Raw genomic sequence first — 9,891 nt, 5'->3', positions numbered from 1 at the left:
TCGCTTTTCATTATAGATCTTATGGGACTTTTTTTCTACACAAAAATAGGCTCCATAATATCCATAGGGGATTTACCCACTACAAATATTATAGAGCCTCAAATAGAAGAGCTGGTTCGCCTATAGACCAGCTTTTTCTATTGTTTTTGTAGTATTGTTCGGAAATTAATTCTTAAATAGGTCAAATAAATGCACTTGTACAATAAAATCAAGCACTTTTTTTGAAAAAGTAGTAGAATAAAGTAATATATATTCAAAATTTTCAGAAAAGGAATGAAATTTGAAGAATAATAAAGAGAAAATAGAATTGTTGAAATGGCTGATAAAGCGTCTATTACTGCTGATTCCAGTGGTCTGTGTTCTCTTATGGGTTTTCGGCCGTTGTCAAACAAGTGGCACCAAGGATCAGACTAAAATTGGTGTCACCTATATGACCATGAACAATGGGTTCTATAAAAGTATTCATTCGGAAATTAGTCGAATTGCCGATGAAAGAGGAGCTCTTGTTTACGTCCGAGATCCAGAATTGGACGAAGAAAGACAGAGCCAACAGATTGATGATTTTTGTGCTCAAAAAGTTGATATGATAGTGATCAATCCGGTCAAGGGGGATAGCCAGTCAATTTTAACTGCTCTTGAAAAAGCTAGAAAACAAGGAATTAAAATCATTGCGGTCGATACCCAACTGAAGAATTTTAAGCCAGATGCAAGTATTGTTTCCGATAACTACCAAGCGGGAGTATTGATTGCTAAAGAGTTGATGAAACGTTCTTCTAGTGCTCGGGTCCTCCTTTTGGAACATAAGGGGACTGTTTCAGCAGATACGCGGATTCAGGGCTTTAAAGACACTATAGAGGAGCACAGTTCTTATCAGATTGTATCGGAACTAGAAACCAAGGGGCAAACGGAAATCGCCATGCCGGCTGTCCAGAATTTTTTACAATCAGGGGTTGAAATTGATACCTTGGTTGCCTTAAATGACCGCTCAGCTATAGGAGCTCTGGCTGCAATTAAGGAGCAAGGAATAACTTACCCTATTGCAATTTATGGAATCGATGGTTCACCAGATATGAAATCTTTGTTGCACTCGACGGATGATGTTGTGGGAACCGTTGCTCAGTCTCCTTTGAAGATGGGAGATCGCGTGATGGAGGTCATTCAAGATATTGCTGAAGGGAAGAGCTATACCAAAGAGGTGAGCATTCCAGTTGAAATAATGACAAAGGAAAACATTGATCAGTTTGATGTGAATGGGTGGCAGTAATGAGAAAGTTTAGAGGTGTTCGATACAGTTTGGCCATTCTTATGGTCGTCAATTTTATCGCTGTTATGCTAAACAGTATCATCTATCTTCAAGCAACCAACTATATCATAGCTCAACGCCAAGCTTCTCTATTATTAGAGCGCCTAGAGCGTATTCCCTTTTCTCCATCTACGACTTTTTGGTTGTCTGCAGTTTTGTTTGCTGGGATTGCTTTGATATCGATGAGTCGATATCGGCCTCAAACGAGTCGATGGTCTATTTTTGATAAGAGGAATATTCTGGAGATTCTCCTGATGCTGCTTCTGATGTGGGTTCAAAATGTAGCTTATAACGGGCTCATTCTCTTGGTTTTTGCGGATATCTTCTATGGTTCCAAAGAGTTGAATACTAAGAGAGATCGGAAGTATTGGTTTGCTTTTATCCTAGTGAGCTTCTTGATGCTTCTTGTGACAAATTCAGATGTCTTTTCGCTTTTCTTCCCGATTCCGTCCTTAGATGTCTATATTCATTTTTATCCTGAATCTATCCGCATTCTGGCCTTTTTCTTAAAGAATTCCCTATATGCCTCGAATATGGTACTCTTCATTATTTCACTTTTGTTTTATATTATGAACGTTCTTGCGGAGAACCACGAAGTAGAGGAAGAATTGGCCATGGTGTCCAAGGTTAATACGGAGTTGAACAATTATATGGCCCTGTCTGAGAAGATTGCAGAGGATCGGGAGCGTAAGCGGATTGCTCGTGAGATTCACGATACTTTGGGGCACGCACTAACAGGAATCTCAGCAGGTTTAGATGCTGTTGGGGTCTTGATTGATATCGACCCAAATCGGGCAAAAGAACAGGTAAAAAATGTGTCAGAAGTTGTCCGCGAAGGGATCCAAGATGTGAGAGGTTCTCTTAATCGTCTTCGTCCGGGAGCCCTTGAGGGACGAACTCTCAAAGACGCTTTAGAAAAGACCATCCGCGAGTATCAAATTCTTTCCAACTTACAAGTTGATCTAAACTATGAATGGATAGATGTCGATATGGATGTCATGATTGAAGATACAATCTTTCGTGTGATTCAAGAGTCTATGACCAATGCGGTTCGCCACGGTCATGCCAGCCAACTAAAACTCCATTTTTTTGAGGATAAAGAGAATTATTTGATCGCTTTGCAAGATAATGGAGTTGGGTTTGAAACCTTAACTTATGGTTATGGACTCAAACAGATGATGGAGCGTATTTCAATTCTAGGAGGCCAGCTTCAATTTGAAAGTCGCGATGGATTTTTCACACGTGTCAGTTTACCAAAATACAAAGAAGGGAGATAAGATATGGTGATAAAAGTAATGGTGGCAGATGACCAAGCCTTGATTCGAGAATCTTTGAAAATTATTTTGTCGGCTCACTCCGACATCGAAGTGGTAGCTACAGTGGAAGATGGGAATCATGTCTTGTCCAGCATTCCACAGACGCATCCGGATCTGATCCTGATGGATATTCGGATGCCAGGCATGGATGGGGTTTTGGCTACAAAAGAAGTAAAAGAACACTATCCGGATATCAAAATTATTATTTTAACAACCTTTGACGATGATGAATTTATCTATAGTGCACTCAAGTATGGTGCTTCAGGATATCTTTTAAAGGGAGCCTCGACAGAAGAACTCTATGAGGCTATTAAGGTGGTGCATCAGGGTGGAGCTATGATCAACCCCAATATCGCAAGCAAGGTCTTTCAGATCTTCTCTCAAATGGCCAAATCGAATTTCTCTATTGCTGTGGATGAGGACAACGTCAAGGATTTGAGCACGACAGAATGGCGAATTATTCAAGAAGTCGGCTATGGCGAGTCAAACAAAGAAATTGCTGCAAAACTCTTCTTATCAGAAGGAACTGTGCGCAATTACTTATCAACGATTTTGGCGAAATTAAACCTAAGAGATCGAACGCAATTAGCAATTTGGTCAGTTCAAACAGGAGTGACTAGACGCGATTTTTCAAAAGGAAATACGGAATGAAATTAAACCGAAAGCATCTTTGTTGGGGAATCGTTCTCCTTTTTGTGCTCTCTTTGAGTACTGGTTTTTATTGGTGGAAACAACAACCAATCGTTCTCCATATAGGCGTTTATGCAGGATCTAGTTGGGATGTACCGACCAGTCAACTCTCCCATGCTTTGGATCTTGCGATTCAAAAATTTGAAAAGTCCCATCCTAATGTCCGTGTGGAATATGAAAATGGGATTCCACAGTCGGATTATTCAGACTGGCTCTCAGAAAAGATTGTTTCAGGAAAGACGCCGGATGTGTTTATGGTTTCTGAGCAAGATCTGTCCTTATTGGCGGCACGTGGCGTTCTAGAAAAGTTAAATGGCTATATGAATCAAGAAGACCAAGCTGCATTTTATCCTGTTGCATTTGAATCAGGTGTCTATCAGGGGCAATCCTATGCCTTACCTTATGAAAGTAATCCTATTTTGATGTGTGTCAATAAAGATTTGCTGGACAAAGAAGGCATTGAGGTTCCCAAGGAAGGTTGGAGCTTGGAAGAGTTCTATACAATTTGTAAAAAACTAACCAAAGATACCAATGGAGATGGTCAATTGGATCAGTTTGGGAGTACAGAATATACATGGAAAGAAGCTTTGGCAGCAAATGGGGGTAGTCTCTTTCAAGGTGGGATGCTTAAACTTACGGCTCCAGAAGTCAAAGAATCATTGACTTTTTTACAAAAATTGGAAGAGCTGAATAAGAACTATAAGGTGAGTTCCAAAGATTTTGACCAGGGAAAAGTCGCTTTTTATCCCATGACTTTGGCTCAATATAGAACCTATAAACCTTATCCTTACCATGTTTCAAAATATTCAAACTTCACCTGGACCTGTATCCCTATGCCTGCTAAGTCAAAAACTACCAAGGCGACTTTGGTTACGACGACTTCTTTTGCCATGTCTGCTCGGACTCCTCATTCCAAGTTAGCTTGGGAATTGATGCAATTGTTGACAGAAGATCCAGAAATTCAACAACTCCTCTTTGCTCAATCTCAAGGGATTTCCGTTATGCCACAGGTGGTCCAAAGTCAATCTAGTAAAGATCTTTTACAGGTAGATGATTTTGGCACGGACTCCTTGACCAATCAGACCTTGAATCGTATCATGGAACAAGCTGTTGAAAGTAGTCCCAAGAATGTCTCTAAAGAAATGTTGGAAAAGCTGGACTACTTGATTGGCAATGCTTTGCGCGATCAAGATGTCGAGAACCGCTTGCCTCAAATTCAGAGGGAAATTGAAAGTAGTCTTCAGGTAGGAGTTTAAAGAAAAATAAGATGACATTGTGTCAAGTGACAGATGTCATTTTTTTGTTGCTAAATGTCATGTTTATCATGTGACATTTGACAATGTAAAAGCGCTTCCAAATATTCTACAATAGAGTCAAATAAAGGAGGTGTAGCAAAATGAAATATCTCATTTTAGTCAGTCATGGTGGATTGGCAGAAGGACTAAAAACATCGCTAGCTATGTTTGCTGGTGACAAGATGAATCAGGTCATCGCAGTTGGACTTAAAGAAGGAAAATCAGTCGATGACTTTGCAGTTGATTTTAGAGAGAGCATTTCAGAATTGACAGCAGATGATTCTGTGCTGGTCTTGGCAGACATTGTAGGTGGTAGTCCATTAACCACGGCAGCCAGTGTCCTAGAAGAAGCTGGAAAGCTAGATGGAACTTTGATTCTTGGTGGGATGAACCTGACCATGGCCCTGACAGCAGTTGTGATGAAGGATGTGTTGGATGGAGACGATTTGTCAGCAACTATCTTATCAGAAGCAAAATCTGCACTACAACCTTTTGAAGTTTCAGCCACTAGTGCTGAAGAAGATGATGACGATATTTAATTGGGAGGTACCTTATGGTAGTAACATTTGTACGGATTGATGATCGCATGATTCACGGTCAAACAGTCACACGCTGGGCAAAAGAAAAACCATGTGATGGTTTGATTGCCGTAAACGATGCAGCAGCATCAAACAAGGTTTTGATCCAAGCTTACAAAGGCGCATCAGACAAGAAAACCTTTGTATGGACAAAAGAAGCCTTTAAAGAAAAGTCAGCAAAAGTAACGGAATCTGACAGTCGGTACTTCTTGATTACCAAAAACCCAATCGATATGAAGGAAATTTTGGTGGATCAAGGTTTTGTCCCAGGAGATGTTAAAGAAATCATCGTTGGCCCTGCAAATGATAGACCTGGTGCAGTGAAATTGGGCAATAACCAATCCATCACCCAAGAAGAAGCAGAAGCCTTTCAGGCAATTCAGGCAGCAGGTTACAAGGTTAAATTCCAATTGTTGCCGGATGTCTCAATTGGTTATTGGGACGATTTCAAATCTAAATTTGGTTTTTAAACCTAACAGTTTTATTAGTTAGGTAAATAAATTTACAAACAAAAGGAGCGTTTGTTATGACAATTTCATGGATTCAAGCAATCTTGCTTGCTGTTTTCGCCAGCTTGTCTTCAATGCCAGGTATGGGAGGTTCCAGTATCGGGAACTATACACTCGGTCGTCCCTTGATCGGTGGGTTGATTTCAGGTTTAATTCTTGGAGATGTGACAACTGGTATTATGGTCGGGGTTGCCCTTCAAGTCGTTTATATCGCCTTGGTAACACCTGGTGGAACTGTATCTGCCGATGTTCGTGCCATCTCTTATATCGGTGTTCCTCTTGCTATCTTGTTTGTGCATGCAAATCACATCACAGACGAAGCTGGAATTGCCGCAGCTGCAGCCCCAATCGGTGCAGCCGTTGGGACAATCGGTACTGTTCTTTTCTACGGTACAGCTACAATGAACTTGCTTTGGCAACACATTGGTTGGAAAGCCGTTGAAGAAGGAAACTTCAAAAAACTCTACGCAGTTGACTGGGTTTATCCTTGGATCTCTCACTTCCTCTTCTCTTTCCTTCCAACTATGATTATCACCAAATATGGTGAAAACATGGTTGATTTGATGAAACTTTACCTTCCTATGGATGGTTTCTGGATGAAAGCTCTCTTTACAGTCGGAGCTCTTCTCCCATGTGTCGGTATTGCTATCTTGTTGAAACAAATTGTTACAAAAGCAACTGACTTCATTCCATTCTTTGTTGGATTTACCTTGGCTAAATCTCTCGGCTTGAACTTGGTAGCTAGTGCGGTTGTTTCATTGATCTTTGCAGTAATCTACTATGAACTTGAAGTAATCAAATCTATGAAAGCTGCTCCAGCTGGGGTTGTTTACGTAGACGATGATGAGGAGGATATTTAAAATGGCTGATAGAAAGAAAATTTCAAAGAAAACATTAGCAAAAGCATTTCATCATTGGTATTATGGTCATTTGACTTGTTTCTCTCAAGAACACATGCAAACCTTTGGGTACTTGACTTCTATGCTTCCAATCGTAGAAGAAATGTATGATACAAAAGAAGAACAAAAAGATGCTATGCAAACCTATACTGCCTTCTTCAATACTGAACCACAACTTGGCTCTCTCGTTGTAGGGATTACGGCTGGTTTGGAAGAAGCGCGTGCAAACGGAGATGCAGTGGATGGTGAAACTATCAATGGTATGCGTGCCGGTTTGATGGGGCCAATCGCTGGTATCGGTGACTCTTTGGTCGTTGGGACCTTGATTCCAGTTCTTTTGGGGATTGCCCTGGGTCTCTCTAAAGGTGGTAACATCGCTGGTGCTATCTTCTACATCATCGTATGGAACCTCTTAGTATACTTTGGTATGCGCTTTGCCTTCTTTAAAGGGTATCAATTAGGGGATAAAGCCGTTGAATTCCTAGTAGGACCAAAAGGACAAGCACTTCGTAAAGCAATCAGTGTTGTCGGCGGTATGGTTATCGGTGCGGTAGCAGCAACTTGGGTATCTGTTACAACAGCTCTTCAATTCGAGAATTCTGAAGGAAAAGTCTTCTTAAATATCCAAGAAAAGATTGATGGTGTTTATCCAGGTCTCTTGACAGCAACTTTCATCACTATTTGCTGGTGGTTAATGTCTAAGAAAAAAGTTTCACCAAACAAAGTAATGTTGCTTCTAGTTGTTGTCGCTTTGGTCGGTGTTGCTCTAGGTATCTTTGACCCACATCTTAATTACTAAGCTCAAGAAAAGCACATATTTACTAGTAGGAAATTTTGAGAATGAAGTAGACTAACCTCCTTCTCTTGCCCTTCATTCTCAATTTTTGTCAGGAGGATCCTCATGGTTACAAAACAAGAACTTGTTAATGGATATGAAACAGAAATTAAGTATCAACGTCATATGATTGAAAATCTTGGCCGTTGGTTTAGCTTACTCTTTATCATTGCCAGTATAGGTATAGTCTTAATTTATCTCTTTCATAAAAGCTTCCTCCCAATCTTAATTTTTGGAATTTTACTTGCCTTGGTTGGAATATTGGGAATGGTGGTTTTTGGATATGGTATCTATCGAGGACGGATCAATCTCCAAAAAGTCGTCGATGATTTTAATCGAAAATTAATCATTCTAAAGTGATCTTTAAGGAACATCTCATTCATTTTGAGGTGTTTTTTTCTTGACTATTTCTGACTAAGTGATACAATAGAACTATGATTTAGCACTCGTTTGTAAAGAGTGCTAACAATATGATTATGTTATGGAGGAAGACAGATGTTGAAACCATTAGGAGACCGTGTAGTCTTAAAAATTGAAGAAAAAGAACAAACTGTTGGAGGCTTTGTCCTCGCAAAATCAGCCCAAGAAGAAACGAAAACAGCTACAGTAGTGGCTACTGGACAAGGTGTTCGTACCTTGAGCGGTGAACTAGTCGCTCCAAGTGTAAAAGTTGGAGATCAAGTTTTAGTCGAAGCTCATGCAGGTATCGAGGTCAAAGATGGTGACGAAAAATATATCATCGTGGGTGAAGCTAACATCTTAGCAATCGTTGAAGAATAATAGGAGGAAGTAAGTATGTCAAAAGAAATTAAGTTTTCATCTGATGCACGTTCAGCTATGGTCCGTGGCGTAGATATTCTAGCAGACACTGTTAAAGTAACCTTGGGGCCTAAAGGACGTAACGTTGTTCTTGAAAAATCATTCGGTTCACCATTGATTACCAACGACGGTGTGACAATCGCTAAAGAAATTGAACTAGAAGACCATTTTGAAAATATGGGTGCCAAATTGGTATCAGAAGTAGCTTCTAAGACTAATGATATCGCTGGTGACGGGACAACTACTGCAACAGTCTTGACACAGGCAATCGTTCGTGAAGGAATCAAAAACGTTACAGCAGGAGCAAATCCAATCGGTATTCGTCGAGGGATTGAAGCAGCGGTTGCTGCAGCAGTAGAAGCTTTGAAGAATACGGCTATCCCTGTTGCTAATAAAGAAGCCATCGCGCAAGTCGCTGCTGTATCATCTCGTTCTGAAAAAGTTGGTGAGTACATCTCTGAAGCCATGGAAAAAGTTGGTAAAGACGGAGTTATCACTATTGAAGAATCACGTGGTATGGAAACAGAACTTGAAGTTGTAGAAGGAATGCAATTTGACCGTGGTTATCTATCGCAGTACATGGTGACAGATAATGAAAAAATGGTTGCAGACCTTGAAAATCCATACATTTTAATCACTGACAAGAAAATTTCAAATATCCAAGAAATCTTGCCACTGCTAGAAAGTATTCTACAAAGCAGTCGTCCACTCTTGATTATTGCTGATGACGTTGACGGTGAAGCTCTTCCAACTCTTGTTTTGAATAAGATTCGTGGAACTTTCAACGTAGTTGCTGTTAAGGCACCAGGTTTCGGGGACCGTCGTAAAGCTATGCTTGAAGATATCGCCATCTTGACAGGTGGTACCGTTATTACTGAAGACCTTGGGCTTGAGTTGAAAGATGCTACCATCGAAGCTTTAGGTCAAGCAGCTAAAGTGTCTGTAGATAAAGATAGCACAGTTATTGTTGAAGGTGCAGGAAATCCTGAAGCGATTGCTAACCGTGTAGCTGTCATCAAGTCTCAAATCGAAACAACAACTTCAGAATTTGACCGTGAAAAACTCCAAGAACGCTTGGCTAAATTATCAGGTGGAGTAGCAGTCATCAAGGTTGGTGCTGCGACTGAAACAGAATTGAAAGAAATGAAACTCCGCATCGAAGACGCCCTCAATGCGACTCGCGCAGCTGTTGAAGAAGGAATCGTTGCAGGTGGTGGTACTGCCCTTGTTAATGTTATCTCTGCTGTTGCTGCCTTGGAATTAGAAGGCGATGAAGCAACAGGTCGCAATATTGTTCTTCGCGCCTTAGAAGAGCCTGTTCGTCAAATCGCTTATAATGCAGGGTATGAAGGTTCAATTGTTATTGATCGTTTGAAAAATGCAGAACTTGGAACAGGCTTCAATGCTGCAACAGGTGAATGGGTCAACATGATTGAAGCAGGAATTATCGATCCTGTTAAGGTTAGCCGTTCAGCCCTTCAGAACGCAGCTTCAGTAGCAAGCTTGATTCTAACAACAGAAGCAGTCGTAGCTAACAAACCAGAACCAGCTGCACCAGCGCCAGCTATGGATCCATCTATGATGGGTGGTTACTAATAAATAAATAAAAACAGGTAGAATGAAAGATTTCTACCTGTTTCTTTTGAA

At 40.5% G+C, this 9,891-nt stretch carries 11 protein-coding genes; all 11 read left to right on the top strand.

Annotated elements, in window-relative coordinates:
- Positions 1 to 280 precede the first annotated feature (280 nt).
- The 11 genes from E7C97_RS01795 to groL all read left to right on the top strand — a co-directional run bounded on the left by E7C97_RS01795 (position 281) and on the right by groL (position 9,840).
- Complete coding sequence (locus E7C97_RS01795) at positions 281 to 1,264, top strand: substrate-binding domain-containing protein (protein WP_316107914.1); 984 nt, start codon at positions 281 to 283, stop codon at positions 1,262 to 1,264.
- Positions 1,264 to 2,580 carry a sensor histidine kinase gene (locus E7C97_RS01790; protein WP_316107913.1) on the top strand — a complete coding sequence of 439 codons (1,317 nt, stop codon included), beginning with the start codon at positions 1,264 to 1,266 and terminating at the stop codon, positions 2,578 to 2,580. The genes E7C97_RS01795 and E7C97_RS01790 overlap by 1 nt, the downstream gene beginning before the upstream one ends.
- 6 nt (positions 2,581 to 2,586) lie before the next feature.
- A complete protein-coding gene (locus tag E7C97_RS01785; protein WP_006147185.1) occupies positions 2,587 to 3,270 on the top strand; it encodes a response regulator transcription factor in 684 nt (227 codons plus the stop codon).
- Positions 3,267 to 4,565: a sugar ABC transporter substrate-binding protein gene (locus tag E7C97_RS01780; RefSeq protein WP_316107912.1), complete on the top strand. Its 1,299-nt coding sequence runs from the start codon at positions 3,267 to 3,269 to the stop codon at positions 4,563 to 4,565. Before E7C97_RS01785 ends, E7C97_RS01780 begins: the two co-directional genes overlap by 4 nt.
- Before the next feature lie 140 nt (positions 4,566 to 4,705).
- Entirely contained in the window at positions 4,706 to 5,143 is a 438-nt protein-coding gene (locus tag E7C97_RS01775) for a PTS fructose transporter subunit IIA (RefSeq protein WP_316107911.1), read from the top strand.
- 14 nt (positions 5,144 to 5,157) lie between these two features.
- Positions 5,158 to 5,652 (top strand): PTS sugar transporter subunit IIB, encoded by a 495-nt coding sequence (locus E7C97_RS01770; RefSeq protein WP_000261775.1) that lies wholly within the window; start codon positions 5,158 to 5,160, stop codon positions 5,650 to 5,652.
- A 56-nt stretch (positions 5,653 to 5,708) separates the two neighbouring features.
- The gene (locus tag E7C97_RS01765; protein WP_006151610.1) at positions 5,709 to 6,551 is read left to right on the top strand and encodes a PTS sugar transporter subunit IIC; all 843 of its coding nucleotides are present in this window, start codon (positions 5,709 to 5,711) and stop codon (positions 6,549 to 6,551) included.
- Positions 6,535 to 7,389: a PTS system mannose/fructose/sorbose family transporter subunit IID gene (locus E7C97_RS01760; RefSeq protein WP_045763711.1), complete on the top strand. Its 855-nt coding sequence runs from the start codon at positions 6,535 to 6,537 to the stop codon at positions 7,387 to 7,389. The genes E7C97_RS01765 and E7C97_RS01760 overlap by 17 nt, the downstream gene beginning before the upstream one ends.
- A 102-nt stretch (positions 7,390 to 7,491) precedes the next feature.
- A complete protein-coding gene (locus E7C97_RS01755) occupies positions 7,492 to 7,785 on the top strand; it encodes a DUF202 domain-containing protein (protein ID WP_316107909.1) in 294 nt (97 codons plus the stop codon).
- Positions 7,786 to 7,920: 135 nt separating this feature from the next.
- On the top strand, positions 7,921 to 8,205 hold the full coding sequence (gene groES, locus E7C97_RS01750; protein ID WP_316107908.1) for a co-chaperone GroES: 285 nt from the start codon (positions 7,921 to 7,923) through the stop codon (positions 8,203 to 8,205).
- A 15-nt stretch (positions 8,206 to 8,220) separates the two neighbouring features.
- Positions 8,221 to 9,840: a chaperonin GroEL gene (gene groL, locus E7C97_RS01745; RefSeq protein WP_316107907.1), complete on the top strand. Its 1,620-nt coding sequence runs from the start codon at positions 8,221 to 8,223 to the stop codon at positions 9,838 to 9,840.
- The last annotated feature ends 51 nt before the right edge of the window (positions 9,841 to 9,891 follow it).

Origin of the sequence: Streptococcus sp., assembly GCF_032481935.1 — a bacterium.
In the GTDB taxonomy this organism is placed as follows: domain Bacteria; phylum Bacillota; class Bacilli; order Lactobacillales; family Streptococcaceae; genus Streptococcus.
Note: the sequence above shows the minus strand (reverse complement) of the source record. Positions and strands in the feature narration are given on the sequence as shown.

Excerpts from the sequence above, each read along its gene's own strand:
- E7C97_RS01790 (WP_316107913.1), top strand. The coding sequence starts at position 1,264 with ATGAGAAAGTTTAGAGGTGTTCGATACAGTTTGGCCATTCTTATGGTC.
- E7C97_RS01780 (WP_316107912.1), top strand. The coding sequence starts at position 3,267 with ATGAAATTAAACCGAAAGCATCTTTGTTGGGGAATCGTTCTCCTTTTT.
- E7C97_RS01775 (WP_316107911.1), top strand. The coding sequence starts at position 4,706 with ATGAAATATCTCATTTTAGTCAGTCATGGTGGATTGGCAGAAGGACTA.
- E7C97_RS01770 (WP_000261775.1), top strand. The coding sequence starts at position 5,158 with ATGGTAGTAACATTTGTACGGATTGATGATCGCATGATTCACGGTCAA.
- E7C97_RS01765 (WP_006151610.1), top strand. The coding sequence starts at position 5,709 with ATGACAATTTCATGGATTCAAGCAATCTTGCTTGCTGTTTTCGCCAGC.
- E7C97_RS01760 (WP_045763711.1), top strand. The coding sequence starts at position 6,535 with ATGAGGAGGATATTTAAAATGGCTGATAGAAAGAAAATTTCAAAGAAA.
- E7C97_RS01755 (WP_316107909.1), top strand. The coding sequence starts at position 7,492 with ATGGTTACAAAACAAGAACTTGTTAATGGATATGAAACAGAAATTAAG.
- groES (WP_316107908.1), top strand. The coding sequence starts at position 7,921 with ATGTTGAAACCATTAGGAGACCGTGTAGTCTTAAAAATTGAAGAAAAA.
- groL (WP_316107907.1), top strand. The coding sequence starts at position 8,221 with ATGTCAAAAGAAATTAAGTTTTCATCTGATGCACGTTCAGCTATGGTC.